Source organism: Rossellomorea sp. ABR4_004 (assembly GCF_056159585.1).
Genome location: NZ_JBSWVM010000003.1, coordinates 218,696 through 238,992, shown reverse-complemented (window position 1 = coordinate 238,992; position 20,297 = coordinate 218,696). Strand labels below are relative to the sequence as shown.

Sequence of the window (20,297 nt, the reverse complement as noted above, 5' to 3'; positions counted from 1 at the left end):
TGAACTATCATTTCTAGTCTTGGTGCAAGATTTTCATATAGACCAGGAGGTAAGTATGAGCAAAATAACAACACTTGTAGAAGAACTTGTTACACCAATCTTAGACGACATGTCATTAGAACTCATCGACATGGAATATGTGAAAGAGGGATCCAATTGGTTTCTTCGCGTATTCATCGACAAAGATTCAGGTGTTGACATTGAAGAATGCGGAATAGTAAGTGAAAGACTTAGTGAGAAGTTAGATGAAATTGACCCAATTCCTCATAATTACTTTTTAGAAGTTTCTTCACCGGGAGCTGAACGTCCTTTAAAGAAAGAAAAGGACTTTGAGAAAGCCATCGGCAAAAACGTTTATGTAAAAACATATGAGCCGTTGAACGGTGAAAAGGCCTTCGAAGGCACACTTCTTTCCTATACTTCAGACCAATTAGCATTAGAAGTAACCATTAAGACTCGAAAAAAGAAGGTTGAAATTCCAACAGATAAGATAGCGATCGCACGATTGGCTGTTACATTTTCATAGGAACTAACCGCACTATAAAGGGGGATGAAACCACCATGAGCACTCAGTTATTAGATGCTCTTACTGTTTTAGAGAAAGAAAAAGGCATTGCAAGAGATGTCATCATTGAAGCAATTGAAGCTGCACTTGTGTCGGCTTACAAACGAAATTTTAACCAAGCACAAAATGTCCGTGTAGACCTTAATCTTGAAACGGGTACGATGAGAGTTTTCGCTCGTAAGGAAGTTGTAGACGAAGTATTTGATTCCCGCCTGGAGATTTCTGTCGAAGACGCCGGGGAAATCAATCCTAGCTACGAGGTTGGAGACGTTGTTGAGTTGGAAGTTACACCAAAGGACTTTGGCCGTATCGCTGCCCAAACCGCTAAACAAGTTGTTACCCAACGAGTAAGAGAAGCTGAAAGAGGAATTATCTATTCCGAATTTGTGGATCGCGAAGAAGATATCATGACGGGTATCGTTCAACGTCAGGACAATCGCTTTATCTATGTGGCACTAGGCAAAATCGAGGCGCTTTTACCAGTGAGCGAGCAGATGCCAAATGAAACATACAAACCTCATGATCGCATAAAGGTGTTTATTACAAAGGTTGAGAAGACGACAAAAGGCCCTCAAATCTTTGTTTCAAGAACACATCCCGGATTACTGAAGCGGTTATTTGAAATCGAAGTTCCTGAAATCTTTGATGGAACGGTAGAAATCAAATCTGTTGCACGGGAAGCTGGAGATCGCTCTAAAATCTCTGTTCATGCAGAAAATTCCGAGGTGGATCCCGTTGGAGCTTGTGTGGGAACAAAGGGTGCACGTGTACAGGCAATTGTAAACGAATTAAAAGGTGAAAAAATTGACATTGTTCAATGGTCAGAAGATCCTGTAACATTCGTAGCCAATGCATTAAGTCCATCCAAAGTACTGGATGTACAGGTGAATGAAGATGATAAAGCGACAAGAGTAGTTGTTCCGGATTATCAACTTTCACTTGCAATCGGTAAACGTGGCCAAAATGCACGTCTTGCAGCCAAATTGACAAACTGGAAGATTGATATCAAGAGTGAAACAGACGCTCGTGAACTGGGATTATATCCTCGAGAAGAGTCATTCTTTCCTCAAGATGAAGAGGAAGAATATGATAACGAGCCTTTAAATATTGATTTCGATAATCAAGATTAAGAGGTGAGTCGGATGAGTGTAAATAAGAAGATCCCATTGCGCAAATGTGTGGCAACGGGTGAAATGAAACCGAAGAAAGAAATGATACGGATTGTCCGCTCGAAAGAAGGGGAGGTTTCCATCGATCCCACCGGTAAGAAGTCAGGGCGTGGAGCTTATCTTTCCAAGGATAAAGACATCATTTTACAAGCTAAAAAGAAAAATACATTAGCCAATCAATTACAGGCGAAAATAGATGAATCTCTTTACGATGAATTGATTAGCCTTGTGGAGAAGGAGTAACGTTTAGCGTATGAATCAAAATCGTTGGATGTCACTTTTAGGATTGGCGAATCGGGCACGTAAGATTATTTCAGGTGAAGAGCTTGTTATTAAAGAAGTTCGTAGTGGACGAGCAAAAATTGTCATTCTTTCCAAAGATGCTTCTGCTAATACGTACAAGAAAATCACGGACAAATGTAAATCCTACAATGTCCCGGTTAGTTTGGTGGATAGCAGGAATGATTTAGGTCAGGCCATTGGAAAAGAAGCCAGGGTAGTGGTGGCTGTAATGGATGCAGGTTTTGCCGGGAAATTATCCGAACTGCTCGATGAATCTCAGTGGGGGTGAACATATGAGCAAGATGCGTGTTTATGAATATGCAAAAAAATACAATGTTTCAAGCAAAGATGTTATCGGAAAATTAAAGCAACTGAATATTGAGGTATCAAACCATATGGCAACTATAGAAGATGACGCAGTAACAAAATTAGACGCGATGTATAAAGGGGATTCAGGCAGTCAAAAACCAAGCCAAAAGGATTCCAAGGCAAATGCTTCAAAGACAGAAGAAGCTCCGAACAAGGAAAAAGTAAAATCAGCACCGAAAAGTCGTGAAGGAAAAAAACACGAACAACAGCACCAATCAAAGGAGAAGAAGGTCTTCAATAATAACAACAACAAAAACCAAAATAACAAACCAAACAGGCAAAATAAAAATTTCAAACAGGCTCCACAGCAGCAACAGCCTGCCAAGAAAAAAGAACTTCCTTCAAAAATTACGTTCTCAGAGTCATTGACAGTTTCAGAACTTGCAAAAAAGCTTCACAAAGAGCCATCTGAAATCATTAAAAAGCTATTCATGCTTGGTGTCATGGCAACAATCAACCAAGAATTGGATAAAGACTCAATTGAACTGATAGCAGGGGAATATGGAGTCGAAGTAGAGGAAGAAATTAAAGTAGATGCCACTGATCTTGAAGTATACTTCACTGAAGATACACAAGAGCAAGTAGAAGAGCGTCCTTCTGTTGTGACAATCATGGGTCACGTTGACCATGGTAAAACGACTCTGCTTGATTCCATTCGTAACACGAAAGTAACGGCAGGAGAAGCTGGGGGAATCACTCAGCATATCGGTGCTTATCAAGTAGAAGTGGATGAAAAGAAGATCACCTTCCTTGATACTCCTGGACATGCTGCCTTTACAACGATGCGTGCCCGCGGTGCTCAAGTAACGGATATTGCAATCATAGTTGTTGCTGCCGATGATGGTGTCATGCCTCAAACAGTTGAAGCAATCAACCATGCGAAAGCGGCCGAAGTTCCAATTATCATTGCTGTCAATAAAATGGACAAAGAAGCAGCGAACCCGGATCGCGTAATGCAAGAGCTGACGGAATACGAACTGGTTCCTGAAGCGTGGGGTGGAGACACAATCTTCGTACCACTGTCTGCATTATCAGGTGAAGGGATCGATAACCTACTTGAAATGATCGTTCTTGTGAGTGAAGTGGAAGAGCTTAAAGCAAATCCGAATCGCCTTGCTCAAGGTACGGTAATTGAAGCACAATTGGACAAAGGCCGGGGTTCTGTAGCAACTTTACTTGTTCAAAACGGGACATTAAAAGTTGGAGACCCTATCGTAGTAGGAAATACATTCGGTCGTGTTCGTGCAATGGTCAATGACCTTGGTCGCCGTGTGAAAGTGGCAGGTCCATCTGCTCCTGTTGAAATCACAGGTTTAAATGATGTTCCTCAAGCTGGTGATCGTTTCGTTGTATTTGAAGACGAGAAAACGGCTCGTTCTGTTGGTGAAGCCCGTGCTTCTCAAGCTCTCCAAGCACAAAGGGGAGAGAAGTCGAAGGTAAGCCTTGAGAATTTGTTTGAGCAAATGAAACAAGGTGAAATGAAGGACCTCAACCTTGTTCTTAAAGCGGACGTCCAAGGTTCAGTAGAAGCTCTTGCGGCTTCATTACTGAAAATTGAAGTTGAAGGTGTAAATATCCGTATCATCCATACTGGGGTCGGAGCGATTAACGAATCTGATATTACACTTGCAGCAGCGTCCAACGCCATTGTCATAGGCTTTAATGTTCGCCCTGATGTAAATGCGAAACGTACAGCTGATACTGAAGGAGTAGAAATTCGATTACACCGTATTATCTATAAGGTAATGGAGGAAATCGAAGCTGCTATGAAAGGGATGCTGGACCCTGAATTCGAAGAAAAAATCATTGGTCAAGCAGAAGTTCGTCAAACATTTAAAGTGTCTAAAGTTGGTACTATTGCGGGAAGCTATGTAACAGAAGGTAAAATTTCTCGCGACAGCGGCGTTCGTCTAATACGTGATGGAATTGTTATCTTTGAAGGTGAGCTGGATGCCCTTAAACGCTTTAAGGATGATGCCAAAGACGTAGCTAAAGGTTACGAATGTGGTATTACGATTAAGAACTTTAACGATGTGAAGGAAGGCGACGTAATCGAAGCTTTCATCATGGAGGAAATTACACGTAAATGATCACATATGTAGAATGTGAGTGCATGATTTATGATTCTCACTCTTTAAAAGAAAAGCGGGCGGTCCTGCAGAGGATTCTGTCTCGCCTCAAACAAAAATTTAATGTTTCTGTCTCTGAAATCGGACACCAGGATGTATGGCAGCGAACCAGGATTGCCATCGTCTCAGTCGCTTCTTCTAAGGGAGCCAGTGAAAGAGAAATTGAGCATGCATTGAAATTCATTGATTCTTTTCCGGAGTGGGAGAGACTGGAGACCCAAATCGAGTCGTTATAGAGAGTGGCTTATATTCCAACATATAACCATTAACGATATATAAGAGGTGATATTGATGAGCCATCGTGCGAATCGTGTTAGCGAGCAAATGAAGAAAGAGCTCAGCGATATTATCGGACGAAAAATAAAGGACCCACGCATTGGCTTTGTGACAGTTACTGATGTGCAGGTAACTGGTGATTTACAACAGGCAAAAGTGTATATTACCGTTCTGGGTGGAGAAGACCAAAGAGAAAACACGCTTAAAGGTCTGGCGAAGGCAAAAGGGTTCATCCGTTCTGAAGTAGGGCAGAGAATCCGTCTGCGCAAAACACCAGAAATTATTTTTGAGTTTGATGAATCGATTGATTATGGTAATCATATTGAAACTTTATTAAGAAAAGTTCAAGATGAACCAGAAGAGTCTAAAGACACAGAAGAGTAACAAGAAAGGGCTGATCCGGAGGGAATTTCATTTCCAATGGATGAGTCCTTTTGTTTTCTAATAGTTGTATTGAAGAATGAACATTAATGGAGGTATAAAGATGAATGGAATCCTGCCCCTATGGAAGCCCCGTGGCATGACGTCACATGATTGTGTATTTAAATTAAGGAAGCTCCTTAGAACGAAAAAGGTAGGCCATACAGGCACACTTGACCCGGAAGTATCTGGGGTACTTCCAATTTGTATTGGAAGAGCTACAAAGATAGCTGAGTACATTACAGAATCGGGAAAGACCTATGAAGGGGAAGTCACTCTCGGTTTCTCGACTACGACAGAAGATGCTTGGGGTGAACCTGTCGTAGAGAAGGCGGTGGACCGTAGGATTACCAGAGCAGAGGTTGAGGAGATTCTAGGGAGTTTAACCGGCGATATTACGCAAACCCCTCCAATGTATTCAGCTGTAAAGGTAAACGGTAAACGATTATATGAGTATGCAAGACAAGGGATTGAAGTTGAAAGACCATCAAGAACCGTTCGTATCCACAAGCTTAAATTACTGGAGGATTGGGGATTGTTAGACAGCAAGGTTCCGGCTTTCTCATTTGAAGTAGTTTGCGGCAAAGGTACTTATGTGAGGACTCTTGCTGTTGAAATTGGAAATAGACTTGGATATCCAGCTCATATGTCAGCTCTTACCCGTACACAATCAGCCAGCTTTAGGAAAGAGGACTGTTTTACTTTAGAAGATGTAAAAGAGTTCGTTGATAATGAAAATCCACAAGGTCTTCTTCTCCCATTGGAAATGGGGCTTTCACATTTGCCGAAAATCGCAATTAATGATACATTAGCAGAGAAAGTGAAGAACGGAGCACGCTTGGAAGAGCCTGAGGATTGGCCGGATACCAGAGAGGTAGTGATGGAGTATCACGGTAAGAGTATTGCCATCTATCGCCGTCACCCGGACAAACCAGGGGTTATCAAGCCTGTCAAAGTGCTTTTCAACGACTAGTGAAAAAAGGTGAAATACTGTGAAAGTGATAACTGTACATCATCCACATTCAATTAGTAAAAATGATTTTCCACCCCTTGTTTTGGCTCTAGGGTACTTCGATGGAGTGCATAGAGGACACCAGAGGGTGATCAGTGAAGCAGAAGAAAAAGCGAAAGAGCTAAAAGCTTGTAGTGCGGTGATGACATTTGATCCTCATCCTTCAGTTGTATTAGGTCATAAGCACAAGCATATACACTACATAACTCCTCTTGAAGATAAGAAAGAAATAATAGAGGAACTGGGTGTGGATTATTTATTTATTGTCCGTTTTACATCAGAATTTGCAAGTCTGATTCCTCAGGACTTCGTTGATCAATACATCATTGGGCTCAATGCACTGCATGTAGTAGCAGGTTTTGATTACTCATATGGACGTCTAGGGAAAGGGACGATGGAAACACTTCCATTCCATTCACGTGATATGTTTACTTCTACTACAATTTCGAAGCTTACAGAAGATGACTCCAAAGTAAGTTCAACGTTCATAAGAGAATGCCTTAAAGAAGGCGACGTAAAGAAGGTTCATAAGCTCCTGGGCAGGCCGTATAAAATGAAAGGGACTGTCATTCATGGTGATAAGAGAGGCAGGAAAATCGGCTTTCCTACTGCCAATATTGAGTTGGCCAACGACTATCTCACTCCTAAAGTGGGGGTGTATGCTGTTCGAATGAAAATTCATGATAAATGGTTCGATGGTGTATGTAATATTGGTTATAAGCCTACATTTAAAAATCCAGATGAATACTCTCTATCAATCGAAGTTCACATTTTTGATTTTCATGCGTCAATATACGGCGAAGAAGTGTATATCGAATGGTATGAAAGAATTAGGGATGAACAGAAGTTTTCAGGGATAGAGGAATTAATCTCGCAGATTCAGAAAGATAAAGACAAAGCAATACACTACTTTTCGGAAATTTGAGGTTTATACTTGATTTTTGTTGAAAAGAGTAGTATTCTAAATAGCGTATGAAATGAACCTTTGCTTGGCATCACGATTCACCAACGGTTGCTCAGTAACAGGGGATTTGAAAGAAATTATTAGGAGGTGAAAAGGATGGCTATCACTAAAGAGCGTAAAAACGAACTTATCAGTGAATACAAAGTACATGAGAACGATACTGGATCTCCAGAAGTTCAAATTGCTGTCCTAACTGAAGAAATTAACAACCTGAACGATCACTTACGCGTTCACAAGAAAGACCACCACTCTCGTCGCGGTCTTCTAAAAATGGTAGGTCACCGTCGTAATCTATTATCTTACCTACGTAAGAAAGATGTACAACGCTACCGTGAGTTAATCAACAAATTAGGTTTACGTCGATAAACAGACAAAGGAAGCGGGATTATGTCCCGCTTTTTCTTTAGTTTTGATAAGTGGGAATCTTTGTATGATCCCCCACTTATTTTTGAATTTTTTTATCACGAAAAGTGTTCAATTATATAGTTTTTGTCTAAAATACATAATATGTACATAAGAGTTATCCGAGTCCTTAATGCGAGTAAATAGAACTTTCCATTGAGAGAACGTACTATCTTTACATAGTTCCTTATGTTATTCACCCAAGCGAATATAACGGCACAAATGTGCATGATATAGATTAGATTATTTTATTTACAATATTTATCCGGGTTAGGTACAGGCCGAACCTTTTAGTGATATATAAAGAGAGGGGCACACTTTATGGAACAAACTAAACAAATCTTTTCCATTGAATGGGCAGGAAGAGAATTAACGGTCGAAGTAGGCCAATTTGCCAAACAAGCCAATGGAGCGGTTATGGTACGCTATGGAGATACTGCGGTATTAAGTAGTGCAACAGCTTCAAAAGAGCCAAAACCATTGGATTTCTTCCCACTGACTGTAAATTATGAAGAAAGATTATATGCTGTTGGTAAAATTCCAGGAGGATTTATTAAACGTGAAGGACGTCCTAGTGAAAAAGCGATCCTGGCAAGCCGTTTAATCGACCGTCCTATCCGTCCATTGTTCGCGGATGGATTCCGTAATGAAGTACAAGTAATCAGTATAGTGATGAGTGTAGACCAAAACTGTTCATCTGAAATGGCAGCTATGTTCGGATCTTCACTGGCACTATCTGTTTCTGATATCCCATTTGAGGGTCCGATTGCCGGCGTGATTGTTGGTCTGATTGATGGTGAATTTATTATTAACCCTTCAGTGGAGCAGCTGGAGAAAAGTGAGATTCATTTATCTGTAGCCGGCACCAAAGATGCCATCAACATGGTTGAAGCAGGTGCAGATGAGGTACCGGAAGAGACAATGCTTGAGGCTATCATGTTTGGTCATGAAGAAATAAAGCGTTTAGTCGCTTTCCAAGAAGAAATTGTTGCTAAAGTAGGTAAAGAAAAATCAGAAATTCAACTTGTGGAACTTGATCAAGCCGTTGAAGCAGAGGTTCGTTCATTATGTGAAAGTGAACTGATCCCTGCCATTCAAGTTCAAGAAAAACATGCACGCGAAGAAGCCATTAAAGCAGTCAAGAAAAAAGTGATGGCTGTTTATGAAGAAGAAAAAGAAGCCGATGAAGCTACACTGAAGCAAGTGAAAAAAGTCTTAGATAAACTTGTGAAAAATGAAGTTCGTCGCTTGATTACTGAAGATAAAGTCCGCCCTGATGGTCGTAAAGTCGACGAAATACGTCCACTTTCTTCCGAGGTAGGCTTGTTACCAAGAACACATGGTTCAGGACTGTTCACACGTGGACAAACCCAGGCACTGAGCATTTGTACATTAGGGGCTTTGGGAGATGTTCAGGTTCTTGATGGTTTAGGAATTGAAGAATCAAAACGATTCATGCATCATTATAATTTCCCTCAATTCAGTGTAGGGGAAACGGGCCCGATCAGAGGACCGGGTCGTCGTGAAATCGGACACGGTGCACTAGGGGAAAAAGCCTTGGATCCCATTATTCCGAACGAGAAAGACTTCCCGTATACAATCCGTCTGGTTTCAGAAGTACTTGAATCAAATGGCTCAACATCCCAAGCAAGTATCTGTGCAAGTACTTTAGCGATGATGGATGCAGGTGTTCCTATTAAAGCACCTGTAGCAGGGATTGCCATGGGTCTGATCAAATCTGGTGAAAACTATTCCATCTTAACGGATATTCAAGGGATGGAAGATCACCTTGGTGATATGGACTTTAAAGTAGCCGGGACTTCAAAGGGTGTAACCGCTCTTCAAATGGATATCAAAATTGAAGGGCTATCCCGGGAAATTCTTGAAGAAGCACTTCAACAAGCGAAAAAAGGAAGAATGCAGATCCTTGATAGCATGTTAGCAACAATCGGTGAAGCAAGAACCAGCCTTTCTCAATATGCACCTAAAATCTTAACCATGCATATTAATCCTGATAAGATCCGTGATGTTATTGGACCAAGTGGTAAACAAATCAATAAAATCATCGACGAAACAGGCGTTAAGATCGATATTGAGCAGGACGGAACGATCTTCATCTCCTCTACTGATGAAGAGATGAACAAAGTTGCTAAGAAAACAATTGAAGATATTGTTAGAGAAGTTGAAGCTGGACAAATGTATCTGGGGAAAGTAAAACGAATTGAAAAATTCGGAGCATTTGTAGAAATCTTCAGTGGTAAAGATGGCCTGGTCCACATTTCTGAAATTGCAGAAGAACGTATTCGCAAAGTTGAAGATGTGGTAGCGATCGGCGATGAGATCCTTGTTAAGGTTCTTGACATCGATAACCAGGGTAGGGTCAACTTGTCGAGAAAAGCAGTTCTTAAAGAGCAGCGTGAAAAAGAAGAACAAAACCAAGCATAATCTTTTGAGATTGGCAGGCTGTCCTGTAGGGAGCAAACTCTCCTCCGGGGCGGCTTTTTTTATCTGCGGAGTTTTCATTCAGGGCTGAATGAGTTACCTTGGCTTGTCGCCTCTCAAGCATTGCCCCTCCGCTTTTGTATCATCCAGCTCCGGGGCTTAGAGGCTCGAGGTCATAAGTCAAAGATATCAAAAAGGCAAAAAGCGCCTTTCCGATATCTTCGCCTTATGCTTGTCGCCTCTGGAGCAAAGCCCCTCCGCTTTTGTTCTACCTTTTCCTTTTCCTTCATATGTTTTTAGGAGAAGGAAGGTGGACAGGGTATGGAAAGAAAATACTTGATTGGTATTAGTCTAATTGCTATTCTGACTTTAGTTGTCGTTGAAAATCCGTTATCAGACCAGTATGTGACAGGGCTAAAACAAGAATCGTTAGAAGTGAATGGAGTCAGCCAACCAAATGATCTAACCCGAAAAATTAAAGAAGAAGCAAAATTGAGGGAAGTACCGGCTCAAGATGCTGTAATAGATACAATTTGGAAAGCTACACCAGGGTATAATGGTTTGAAAGTGGATGTAGAAGCGTCTCTTCAAAATATGAAAAAAGAAAAAGCATTCGATGAAGATAAACTGATCTACAAGCAAATCCCTCCTGAAACGCACTTACCTGATTTGCCCGCTTCCCCTGTTTACCGGGGAAATCCGGATAAACCAATGGTATCTTTTATTATCAATGTAGCATGGGGAAATGAATATATCCCCGATATGCTTGCAACTTTGAAAAAACACCAAGTATATGCTACGTTCTTTTTAGAGGGTAGATGGGTGAAGAATAACCCGGACTTAGCGAAGATGATTGTGGATGCAGGACATGAAGTCGGAAATCATTCATATTCTCACCCTGATATGAAAACATTGGAGTCAGCCAAAGTAAGAGAAGAATTGAAAAAGACGAATGAAATAATTGAAGTGACTACAGGGGAGAAAGCGGAGTGGTTTGCTCCACCAAGCGGCAGTTATCGGGAGGAAGTCATAAATATTGCAGACGAAATGCACATGAGAACGATTATGTGGAGTGTGGATACGATTGATTGGCAAAAACCACAACCAAATGTGTTAATCGAGCGTGTCATGAGAAAGATGCACAAGGGAGCAATTGTATTGATGCACCCGACAGCTTCAACGGCCAATTCGTTAAACACGTTGATTCTTCAAATAAAAGAAAAAAATTTAAGGCTTGGTACGATCTCAAGCCTGGTTAAAGAAGAGAGAATCGTAGAAGACGTCGATAATTCGTCAGAACAGGGAAATAGTAATAAGAAGCAGTAAGTATGCAACATGAATAGGAGGAAATTTCTTGATAAAGAAATATACATGCCAAAATGGACTAAGAATCGTGCTGGAGGAAATACCTCACGTCCGTTCTGTAGCGATTGGGGTCTGGATTGGAACCGGCTCGCGAAATGAATCGGAACAAAATAACGGGATATCCCATTTTTTGGAACATATGTTTTTCAAAGGAACAAAAACGAAAACAGCCCGTGAAATAGCAGAGTCCTTTGACAGCATCGGCGGACAGGTCAATGCATTTACTTCAAAGGAATACACCTGCTATTATGCAAAAGTATTGGACAATCATGCGGATTATGCTTTACATACACTTTCTGATATGTTCTTTAACTCTACCTATGTTGAAGAGGAATTGAATAAAGAAAAAAATGTAGTGTATGAAGAAATTAAGATGTATGAAGATACACCTGATGATATTGTTCATGACTTATTGAGCAAGGCAATCTATGAAGAGCATCCACTCGGCTATCCGATTCTGGGAACGGAAGAAACACTGAACTCATTCAATCAAGCTAAATTGAAAGAGTACATGCATGACATGTACACCCCGGATCAAGTAGTGGTGTCTGTAGCGGGAAATGTGGATGAATCATTCATCAAAGAAGTCGAGAAGCTATTCGGATCTTATGAAGGGGGTAAAGGACCTGAGGACCGTGTGAAGCCTGCCTTCCACACCAATAAACTTGCCCGGAAAAAAGATACAGAACAAGCACATTTATGCTTAGGATTTGACGGCCTGCAAATCGGGCATCCGGACATCTATAACTTGATCGTATTAAACAACGTGTTAGGTGGCAGTATGTCATCCCGTCTGTTTCAAGAGGTTCGTGAACAAAGGGGACTTGCGTATTCCGTGTTTTCTTATCATTCCGCATATGAAGATAGCGGAATGGTTACTATTTATGGAGGAACAGGGGCCAATCAGTTAGATCAATTATTTGATACGATCGATAGCACTCTTCAAGCCCTAAAAGATGATGGTATAACTTCTAAAGAATTATTAAACAGCAAAGAGCAATTAAAGGGTAACCTTATGTTGAGCTTAGAAAGTACGAATAGCCGGATGAGTCGTAACGGGAAAAATGAGCTGCTTCTAAAACGCCACCGTACGCTGGATGAGATTGTCGAAGAAATCGACGGCGTAACAATGGACAAAGTAAATCAGCTAGCCCTTGATATCTTTAAAGATGATTATGCAATATCCCTCATCAGTCCGGAAGGGAATCTTCCTCAAAATATGAGGAAATAACAGGAAAAGCAGACTGCTTAAGTCTGCTTTCTTTGATTGAAACATCACATTGGATGGAAAAACGAAGAATTTCTTCTAAAAAAAGTGGACAGTGTATACATTGTAGTACAGAGCTTTTTTAAGGAGGAAACCTTCATGAGGTTAAGCGAGTTAAGCGGAAAAGAAATAGTCGATTATAAAAAAGCAGAGCGACTTGGTATTCTGGGGCAAACCGACCTTGAATTCAATGATAAGTCAGGAAGTATTAATGCCCTTATCATTCCGACAGGTAAATGGCTGCGAAAGCAAGGTGGGGAAATACGGGTACCATGGCATCAAATCAGAACAATCGGAGCTGATATGATCATCCTGGAAGTATCGGATGAATAACGAAATAGACAGTCTATTGAAACGGGGCGACCCCGTTTTTTTATTTTGCTTAAATTTAAAAAGAGTGTTTCTCTAACATGATTGAAGAAATCAGTGTAATGTGAACATCCAAATTGTACGACTTGGATGAAATTGGAGTACGATCAATATCCCCACCTAACCTTTTACAACCCCTCCATTACAAAAACAATCCCATATTCTAAACAGTCTCTTCCTGCTTTTCTTCTCACCCATTAGGTATGTGCAACATACACTGTTGAAGTGAAAAGGGATTTAGAATAGCGATTATGTAAAAAAGTAGGTGAAATCAGTGATGCTGACCGGAATGCAGATCGCAGTTCTAGGCGGAGATGCTCGTCAACTTGAGATTATTCGGAAGCTTACTGAGTTGGATGCAAAGATCTCACTCGTAGGTTTTGAACAATTAGATCATGCCTTTACAGGGGCTACAAAAGAAAAGCTCGATGAAGTGGACTTTTCAATGATTGACGCCATAATCTTACCTGTACCAGGCACGAATCTACAAGGGGAAATTGATACGATTTTCTCCAATGAGAAAATCGTTTTAACAGAAGAAGTTGTGTCTCAGACGCCAGAGCACTGTGCGATCTATTCAGGAATTAGTAATAAGTATTTGGATGAAATAATGTCTTCAACGAATCGGAAACTTGTTCAGTTGTTTGAGAGAGACGATGTTGCCATTTATAATTCTATTCCTACAGTAGAGGGAACGATTATGATGGCTATTCAGCATACAGACTTTACGATTCATGGATCTACGATTGTCATATTGGGTCTGGGTAGGGTAGGTATGAGTGTTGCTAGAACGTTTCATCACTTAGGCGGAAAGGTGAAGGTTGGCGCTCGGAAAAGTGAGCATCTGGCTAGGGTGACTGAAATGGGCTTAGAGCCATTCCACTTGGATAACTTAGAAAAAGAGGTTGAGAATTGTGATATATGTATTAACACAATTCCAGTGCATATAGTAAAGGCTGCTGTGATAGCCAAAATGCCAGCTCATACATTAATAATCGATTTGGCTTCAAAGCCTGGAGGTACAGATTTTCGTTATGCAGAAAAGAGGGGAATAAAAGCATTGTTAGCCCCGGGATTGCCTGGGATCGTGGCACCTAAGACAGCTGGCCAGATACTGGCAAATGTACTTTGTCAATTGTTAGAGGAAGATCTTGATTTAGGAAAGGAGAGTTCATCATGAGTGTGAAAGGAAAACGAATCGGGTTTGGTCTGACAGGTTCTCATTGTACGTATGATGCCGTATTCCCGGAAATCGAACGATTAGTGAATAACGGTGCAGAAGTGATGCCGATTGTTACTTCAACTGTTATGAATACGGAAACGAGATTCGGTAAAGGAGAAGACTGGATTAAGCGAATTGAGGACGTTACAGGTCATAGGGTAATCGATTCAATCGTTAAGGCAGAACCACTTGGTCCTAAAATTCCATTGGATTGTATGGTGATCGCTCCCCTTACAGGAAATTCAATGAGTAAATTCGCAAATGCCATGACAGATTCTCCGGTGTTAATGGCTGCTAAAGCGACTCTTCGTAATCACCGTCCTGTAGTACTGGGGATTTCGACAAATGATGCTCTTGGTTTAAACGGTGTAAACCTAATGAGATTAATATCAACTAAAGATATATACTTTATCCCATTTGGGCAGGATGCACCTGAAAGCAAACCGAAATCAATGGTAGCCAGAATGACACTTATTCAGGAAACCATAGAAGCAGCTATTGAAGGAAGACAGCTTCAGCCTGTCGTAATCGAAAGATATTTAGATTAATAGATGGAGAAGGCTATCAACTTGCACTGTTACGATGGCCTTCTTTTCATGTATAATTATATAAATTTATTAGTAAATGAAAATAATCAAGGCATAAATATAAAATTCCCTATTGTCGAATAATTGTTTATGTTAAAATATTCTTTATTATAGTAATAGACTAAAAGGTATACCTGCTATGAGGATACTGAATGGTTGGAAGGAGAGAAGATTTTGAATACAATGGGATTACATGTAGCGGTTGTCGGTGCCACAGGTGCAGTTGGACAACAAATGCTTGAAACATTAGAAAAAAGGGACTTTCCAATAAAACGATTGACATTATTGTCTTCAGCCCGTTCAGCCGGGTCCACCGTTACCTTTAAAGGGAAAGAATGGACGGTTGAAGAAGCTAAGCCCGAGAGTTTTGAAGGGGTAGACATCGCTTTATTTAGTGCAGGGGGTAGTGTATCCAAACTTCTTGCTCCTGAAGCCGTTAAACGTGGAGCTATCGTCGTAGACAATACAAGTGCATACCGAATGGACCCGGATGTTCCTCTTGTTGTTCCAGAGGTGAATGAAGAAGATATCAAACTTCATAAAGGCATCATTGCGAATCCTAACTGTTCTACGATCCAGATGGTGGCAGCACTTGAACCGATCCGTAAACAATATGGGTTATCAAAAGTAATCGTTTCAACCTATCAAGCCGTTTCAGGAGCAGGTGCAGTGGCCATTGATGAGCTTAACGCGCAATCACAAGCCATATTGTCCGGAGAAACATTTGAGCCGAGTGTGCTACCTGTAAAAGGCGATAAAAAGCATTATCAGATAGCATATAACGCCATTCCTCAAATTGATAAATTCCAGGAGAATGGCTTTACATTCGAAGAAATGAAAATGATCAATGAAACAAAAAAAATTATGCATATGCCGTCATTGAAGGTATCTGCGACATGCGTTAGATTACCAGTTGTAACAGGTCACTCAGAAAGTGTATATATTGAAATTGAGAAGGGTTCTGTAACAGTGAATGATATCCATGCACTGTTAAAAGATGCTCCTGGAGTCACTTTAGAAGACGTCCCGGAAGAACAGATTTATCCGATGCCTGCACATGCAGTAGGAAAACCGGATGTATTTGTTGGCAGGGTGCGTAAAGATCTTGATGAAGACAAGGGCTTCCATATGTGGGTTGTGTCTGACAACTTACTTAAGGGGGCGGCTTGGAACTCGGTTCAAATCGCAGAAAGCCTAATGAAACTTGGTATAATTAAATAACGAAGAGGGACCATTTCAGCTCTAGATCTATTTATTTCCACTATTCATTCTCACATACCTCTTGAACATATGACAATGAGGTGTAGTCATGAAAGTGATCGTTCAAAAATTTGGTGGAACGTCTGTACGTGATGAGGCAAGTCGCTTAAAGGCACTTGCCCACACTATGCAAGCGATTGATAAGGGATATAAAGTGGTGGTAGTCGTTTCAGCAATGGGAAGAAAAGGTGAACCTTACGCTACTGACTCCCTATTATCACTTATCGGTGGCAGAAATACTTCAATAAGTAAGAGAGAGCAAGACTTATTATTATCGTGTGGAGAAATCATTTCCAGCCTGGTCTTCTCTAATATGCTTCTTGAACATGGAATCCGCTCAACCGCGTTGACTGGGGCTCAAGCGGGATTCCGAACCAATAATGATTTTAATAATGCTAAGATTTTGGAAATGCGATGCAGCCGTTTGGTCAAAGAGCTTGAAGAACACGATGCAGTGGTGGTAGCGGGCTTTCAAGGTGCAACGAAAGATGGTGATGTCACCACGATCGGCAGAGGGGGAAGTGATACTTCAGCTTCTGCTTTAGGAGTGGCATTAAAAGCTGAATTCATCGATATTTTCACCGACGTTGAAGGGGTCATGACTGCCGATCCCCGCATTTCATCGAAAGCGAGACCTATTACGGTTGTTTCTTATAATGAAGTTTGTAATATGGCATATCAGGGGGCTAAGGTGATTCATCCAAGAGCTGTTGAAATTGCGATGAATTCAAATGTTCCAATCCGGATCCGTTCTACTTATTCAAATGGTGAAGGGACGCTAGTGACAACACTTGAAAATACGAAAGCACACAAAGAATTCCGGAGTCATCCCGTAACAGGAATCGCTCATGTACCCAACCTGACGCAAATAAAAGTTTTCGCTAAGGAAGACCAATACAATCTTCAAGCTGAAGTTTTTAAAGCGATGGCTAAAGAAGGTATAAGTGTTGACTTCATTAACATCTCGCCAAGGGGAGTTGTTTATACTGTTGCATCATCCCTGGCAGAAGATGCAATTTCAGTTTTAAAAAAAATAGGTCATAAACCTATTGTAGAGTCAGAGTGTGCCAAGATTTCAGTAGTTGGAGCCGGGATGACGGGTGTTCCTGGTGTAACTTCAGCCATCGTATCTTCTCTGTCCAACGAAGGAATTCGAATCCTCCAGTCTGCAGATAGTCATACGACTATTTGGGTTCTGGTGAAAGAGATGGACCTGATTAATGCGATTAATGCACTTCATGATACGTTTCAACTACAAGAGAGAACCGCTACATTCAGGGTAGGATAAACATAAGAGGAGAGTGACTAGATTGAATTTTGGCCGCGTTTCTACGGCAATGGTTACCCCATTTGACCGTAAAGGAAATATCGATTTCACAAAGACGACCCAATTAATTCAGTATCTGATTGATAATGGATCAGATTCTTTAGTAGTAGCCGGGACCACTGGTGAGTCTCCGACTTTAACAAAAGAAGAAAAGATTGCTTTATTTCGTCATGTAGTAAAAGTAGTAAATGGAAGAGTACCTGTCATTGCCGGCACGGGAAGCAATAACACCCACGCGTCAATCGAACTAACCAAAAAGGCGGTAGAGGCAGGCGTAGATGCCATCATGCTGGTGGCTCCATACTATAATAAGCCTAGTCAGGAAGGGTTGTTCCAGCATTTTAAGGCGATTGCTGAATCAACAACCTTACCTGTCATGCTATATAATATCCCTGGACGTTCAAGCGTCAATGTTTCTCCGGAAACGATCATTCGATTATCAGAGATTGAAAACATTGTAGCTGTTAAAGAAGCAAGCGGAGACTTGGACAGCATGACTGAAATCATTTCACATACATCAGACGACTTTATGCTATACAGTGGTGATGACGGACTTACTCTCCCTGTATTGTCAATAGGTGGAACTGGAATCGTATCTGTAGCCTCGCATATCATCGGAAACGAAATGCAAGAGATGGTTGCTGCATTTACAGGAGGAAACCTTTTAAAGGCAGCCGGTCTGCATCAAAAACTTCTACCAGTCATGAAAGGGTTATTTACAAGCCCGAACCCGACACCGGTTAAAACGGCCCTGCAAATGAAGGGTCTCGACGTCGGATCTGTCCGCTTACCATTAATTCCACTAACTGAAGTGGAAAGAGCAAAGCTGTCTCAATTGTTACAGGTATTATCTTAAATAAAAGACTGTGAAGGCCATCCTTCACAGTCTTTTATTATGGAAAGGAAAAGCCCCTGAAATCAGTAATAGATTAATTTATTTTCAAGAAGAAGGATTTAGTCACATAGTATCGAAATAGTAATGTAGTAAAAATGAATGCAGTCTTTTTCCTAATCTTAATATAGGAAGGATAAAATTGGTTGTACTCCCAAAATATTATCAAGTATAATAAACGTAACTGATTGAAGATCGGGAAAGGCACAGCATAGGAGGACATAATGTGAGTAAGACAAAGAATGAAAGTATAAAGATCATACCGCTCGGAGGAGTAGGAGAAATTGGGAAGAACATGTACGTGATCGAAGTGGATCATGAAATTTTCGTGGTTGACGCAGGGCTGATGTTCCCTGAAAATGAAATGCTGGGAATTGATATCGTCATACCAGACATTCAATACTTGATCGAAAATAAAGAACGTGTGAAAGGGATCTTTTTGACTCATGGACATGAGGATAGTATTGGAGCGATTTCATACGTACTCAATAAGATTAAAGCACCTGTTTACGGCACCCGTTTAACGAATGCTCTTGTAAAGGCACGATTGAAGGATGAAAATGTCAGGGAAGATGTGAAATTCTATACGATTCACTCAGATAGCCATCTCACTTTTGATGGAGTGAATGTAACGTTCTTTAAAACCACACATAGTATTCCGGATTCAGTTGGTGTATGTATACATACATCTGAAGGAGTCATCGTACATACCGGGGAATTCAAATTCGATCAATCTGCTAAACATCTTTATCGACCGGATTTAGGCAAAATGGCTCAAATCGGTGAAAAAGGTGTGCTTTGTTTGTTGTCTGACAGCAAAGAAGCGGAGAGACCTGGCTATACAACATCCGAGGCCGTCATTGAACAACATATAACAGACGCTTTACGTATGGCATCCGGAAGAGTTATAGTAGCTTGCTATGCATCCAATTTAATTCGATTACAGCAAGTTTTTGACGCTGCAGATCAAAATAACCGTAAAGTGGTCGTGGTGGGTAAGAGTTTGAAGAGAGTATATGATGTAGCGTTGAAATTAGGTTATCTTCACGTCCGGGATGAGATGATTATCGGAATGGATGAGATTGGTGATTATCCAAAAGATGAAGTCGTCATCATTGCCACCGGAACACAAGGAGAACCATTTGAAGCCTTGCAGCGGATGTCAAAACGATCCCATCGTCTTGTGAATATAGAAGAAGGAGATACAGTCCTGATTACGGCTTCACCTTCGCCTGGCATGGAAGTCATTGCAGGAAAGACCATTGACATGCTTTATAGAGCAGGAGCAAACGTTTTGACCGCTAATAAGAAAGTTCATGTTTCAGGGCATGGGAGTCAGGAAGATCTAAAATTCATGTTAAATATCATGAAGCCGAAGTATTTTATCCCAATTCAAGGTGAGTACAAAATGCTGGTGGCGCATACCCAGATCGCTCACGACATCGGACTTCCGTATAAGCAAATTTTCATTTTGGATAAAGGAGATGTGCTTCAATACAAGGATGGGAAGATGAGAATGAGCGGTCGGGTGCAGGCCGGGAATGTGTTAATCGATGGAATTGGTGTAGGGGACGTAGGGAATATCGTCCTTCGCGATCGTAAACTATTATCAGAAGACGGTGTCTTTACCGTCGTTGTAACGATTAACCGCAGATCCAAATCGATCGTGTCAGGTCCTGAAATTATTTCACGCGGCTTCGTTTATGTGAGGGAGTCGGAAGAATTGATTGAAGGAGCTGGAAGCATCGTAACGGATGTAGTACATTCTTACCTACAAAAGGGCTCTTTTGAATGGACAACCATTAAACAGGATATCAGAGATCAGCTTAATTACTATTTATTCAACAAAACACGAAGAAGACCAATGATATTACCGATCATCATGGAAGTTTAATGCGTGAGGCTATTTGTTATTAACAGATAGCCTCCGTTTTTTATTTGATCCCAAAGTATAAAGTATGAAAACACTCCCTTATTA

The 20,297-nt window shown here is 40.9% G+C and carries 20 protein-coding genes; all 20 read left to right on the top strand.

Features of this window, described 5'->3' with window-relative positions; genetic code table 11:
* The first annotated feature begins 55 nt into the window (after nt 1-55).
* The 20 genes from rimP (at nt 56) to ACXAF2_RS18115 (ending at nt 20,213) form a co-directional block, all read left to right on the top strand.
* A complete protein-coding gene (gene rimP / locus ACXAF2_RS18210) occupies nt 56-526 on the top strand; it encodes a ribosome maturation factor RimP (RefSeq protein WP_113968189.1) in 471 nt (156 codons plus the stop codon).
* 35 nt (nt 527-561) lie between these two features.
* Nucleotides 562-1,695 (top strand): transcription termination factor NusA, encoded by a 1,134-nt coding sequence (nusA, locus tag ACXAF2_RS18205; RefSeq protein WP_475140788.1) that lies wholly within the window; start codon nt 562-564, stop codon nt 1,693-1,695.
* A 12-nt stretch (nt 1,696-1,707) separates the two neighbouring features.
* On the top strand, nt 1,708-1,977 hold the full coding sequence (gene rnpM, locus ACXAF2_RS18200; protein WP_113968187.1) for an RNase P modulator RnpM: 270 nt from the start codon (nt 1,708-1,710) through the stop codon (nt 1,975-1,977).
* Between the two features lie 10 nt (nt 1,978-1,987).
* Complete coding sequence (locus tag ACXAF2_RS18195; protein WP_475140786.1) at nt 1,988-2,305, top strand: YlxQ family RNA-binding protein; 318 nt, start codon at nt 1,988-1,990, stop codon at nt 2,303-2,305.
* 4 nt (nt 2,306-2,309) lie between these two features.
* On the top strand, nt 2,310-4,475 hold the full coding sequence (gene infB / locus ACXAF2_RS18190; RefSeq protein ID WP_475140785.1) for a translation initiation factor IF-2: 2,166 nt from the start codon (nt 2,310-2,312) through the stop codon (nt 4,473-4,475).
* Complete coding sequence (locus tag ACXAF2_RS18185) at nt 4,472-4,750, top strand: DUF503 domain-containing protein (RefSeq protein ID WP_475140783.1); 279 nt, start codon at nt 4,472-4,474, stop codon at nt 4,748-4,750. The genes infB and ACXAF2_RS18185 overlap by 4 nt, the downstream gene beginning before the upstream one ends.
* 55 nt (nt 4,751-4,805) lie before the next feature.
* Nucleotides 4,806-5,174, top strand: coding sequence for a 30S ribosome-binding factor RbfA (rbfA, locus tag ACXAF2_RS18180; RefSeq protein WP_148968773.1), 369 nt, complete (start codon nt 4,806-4,808; stop codon nt 5,172-5,174).
* A 100-nt stretch (nt 5,175-5,274) separates the two neighbouring features.
* Nucleotides 5,275-6,183 (top strand): tRNA pseudouridine(55) synthase TruB, encoded by a 909-nt coding sequence (truB, locus tag ACXAF2_RS18175; protein WP_475140781.1) that lies wholly within the window; start codon nt 5,275-5,277, stop codon nt 6,181-6,183.
* A 19-nt stretch (nt 6,184-6,202) separates the two neighbouring features.
* Complete coding sequence (gene ribF / locus ACXAF2_RS18170; RefSeq protein WP_475140779.1) at nt 6,203-7,147, top strand: bifunctional riboflavin kinase/FAD synthetase; 945 nt, start codon at nt 6,203-6,205, stop codon at nt 7,145-7,147.
* Nucleotides 7,148-7,282: 135 nt separating this feature from the next.
* Entirely contained in the window at nt 7,283-7,552 is a 270-nt protein-coding gene (gene rpsO, locus ACXAF2_RS18165; protein ID WP_034760125.1) for a 30S ribosomal protein S15, read from the top strand.
* 357 nt (nt 7,553-7,909) lie between these two features.
* Nucleotides 7,910-10,033, top strand: coding sequence for a polyribonucleotide nucleotidyltransferase (gene pnp / locus ACXAF2_RS18160; RefSeq protein WP_475140777.1), 2,124 nt, complete (start codon nt 7,910-7,912; stop codon nt 10,031-10,033).
* A 318-nt stretch (nt 10,034-10,351) separates the two neighbouring features.
* A complete protein-coding gene (locus ACXAF2_RS18155) occupies nt 10,352-11,356 on the top strand; it encodes a polysaccharide deacetylase family protein (RefSeq protein ID WP_475140775.1) in 1,005 nt (334 codons plus the stop codon).
* 28 nt (nt 11,357-11,384) lie between these two features.
* Complete coding sequence (locus tag ACXAF2_RS18150; protein ID WP_475140773.1) at nt 11,385-12,626, top strand: M16 family metallopeptidase; 1,242 nt, start codon at nt 11,385-11,387, stop codon at nt 12,624-12,626.
* 135 nt (nt 12,627-12,761) lie between these two features.
* Complete coding sequence (locus ACXAF2_RS18145; protein ID WP_475140771.1) at nt 12,762-12,995, top strand: YlmC/YmxH family sporulation protein; 234 nt, start codon at nt 12,762-12,764, stop codon at nt 12,993-12,995.
* Between the two features lie 313 nt (nt 12,996-13,308).
* Nucleotides 13,309-14,211, top strand: a complete 903-nt coding sequence (gene dpaA / locus ACXAF2_RS18140; protein ID WP_475140769.1) for a dipicolinic acid synthetase subunit A — start codon at nt 13,309-13,311, stop codon at nt 14,209-14,211.
* Nucleotides 14,208-14,801: a dipicolinate synthase subunit B gene (locus ACXAF2_RS18135; protein ID WP_113968175.1), complete on the top strand. Its 594-nt coding sequence runs from the start codon at nt 14,208-14,210 to the stop codon at nt 14,799-14,801. The genes dpaA and ACXAF2_RS18135 overlap by 4 nt, the downstream gene beginning before the upstream one ends.
* A gap of 222 nt (nt 14,802-15,023) precedes the next feature.
* Nucleotides 15,024-16,061, top strand: coding sequence for an aspartate-semialdehyde dehydrogenase (gene asd / locus ACXAF2_RS18130; RefSeq protein WP_475141280.1), 1,038 nt, complete (start codon nt 15,024-15,026; stop codon nt 16,059-16,061).
* Between the two features lie 88 nt (nt 16,062-16,149).
* Complete coding sequence (gene dapG / locus ACXAF2_RS18125; RefSeq protein WP_475140767.1) at nt 16,150-17,388, top strand: aspartate kinase; 1,239 nt, start codon at nt 16,150-16,152, stop codon at nt 17,386-17,388.
* 22 nt (nt 17,389-17,410) lie between these two features.
* Nucleotides 17,411-18,283, top strand: a complete 873-nt coding sequence (gene dapA / locus ACXAF2_RS18120) for a 4-hydroxy-tetrahydrodipicolinate synthase (protein WP_475140766.1) — start codon at nt 17,411-17,413, stop codon at nt 18,281-18,283.
* A gap of 262 nt (nt 18,284-18,545) precedes the next feature.
* Complete coding sequence (locus ACXAF2_RS18115) at nt 18,546-20,213, top strand: ribonuclease J (protein ID WP_475140764.1); 1,668 nt, start codon at nt 18,546-18,548, stop codon at nt 20,211-20,213.
* Nucleotides 20,214-20,297 lie beyond the last annotated feature (84 nt).

Excerpts from the sequence above, each read along its gene's own strand:
- rimP (WP_113968189.1), top strand. The coding sequence starts at position 56 with ATGAGCAAAATAACAACACTTGTAGAAGAACTTGTTACACCAATCTTA.
- nusA (WP_475140788.1), top strand. The coding sequence starts at position 562 with ATGAGCACTCAGTTATTAGATGCTCTTACTGTTTTAGAGAAAGAAAAA.
- rnpM (WP_113968187.1), top strand. The coding sequence starts at position 1,708 with ATGAGTGTAAATAAGAAGATCCCATTGCGCAAATGTGTGGCAACGGGT.
- ACXAF2_RS18195 (WP_475140786.1), top strand. The coding sequence starts at position 1,988 with ATGAATCAAAATCGTTGGATGTCACTTTTAGGATTGGCGAATCGGGCA.
- infB (WP_475140785.1), top strand. The coding sequence starts at position 2,310 with ATGAGCAAGATGCGTGTTTATGAATATGCAAAAAAATACAATGTTTCA.
- ACXAF2_RS18185 (WP_475140783.1), top strand. The coding sequence starts at position 4,472 with ATGATCACATATGTAGAATGTGAGTGCATGATTTATGATTCTCACTCT.
- rbfA (WP_148968773.1), top strand. The coding sequence starts at position 4,806 with ATGAGCCATCGTGCGAATCGTGTTAGCGAGCAAATGAAGAAAGAGCTC.
- truB (WP_475140781.1), top strand. The coding sequence starts at position 5,275 with ATGAATGGAATCCTGCCCCTATGGAAGCCCCGTGGCATGACGTCACAT.
- rpsO (WP_034760125.1), top strand. The coding sequence starts at position 7,283 with ATGGCTATCACTAAAGAGCGTAAAAACGAACTTATCAGTGAATACAAA.
- pnp (WP_475140777.1), top strand. The coding sequence starts at position 7,910 with ATGGAACAAACTAAACAAATCTTTTCCATTGAATGGGCAGGAAGAGAA.
- ACXAF2_RS18155 (WP_475140775.1), top strand. The coding sequence starts at position 10,352 with ATGGAAAGAAAATACTTGATTGGTATTAGTCTAATTGCTATTCTGACT.
- ACXAF2_RS18145 (WP_475140771.1), top strand. The coding sequence starts at position 12,762 with ATGAGGTTAAGCGAGTTAAGCGGAAAAGAAATAGTCGATTATAAAAAA.
- dpaA (WP_475140769.1), top strand. The coding sequence starts at position 13,309 with ATGCTGACCGGAATGCAGATCGCAGTTCTAGGCGGAGATGCTCGTCAA.
- ACXAF2_RS18135 (WP_113968175.1), top strand. The coding sequence starts at position 14,208 with ATGAGTGTGAAAGGAAAACGAATCGGGTTTGGTCTGACAGGTTCTCAT.
- asd (WP_475141280.1), top strand. The coding sequence starts at position 15,024 with ATGGGATTACATGTAGCGGTTGTCGGTGCCACAGGTGCAGTTGGACAA.
- dapG (WP_475140767.1), top strand. The coding sequence starts at position 16,150 with ATGAAAGTGATCGTTCAAAAATTTGGTGGAACGTCTGTACGTGATGAG.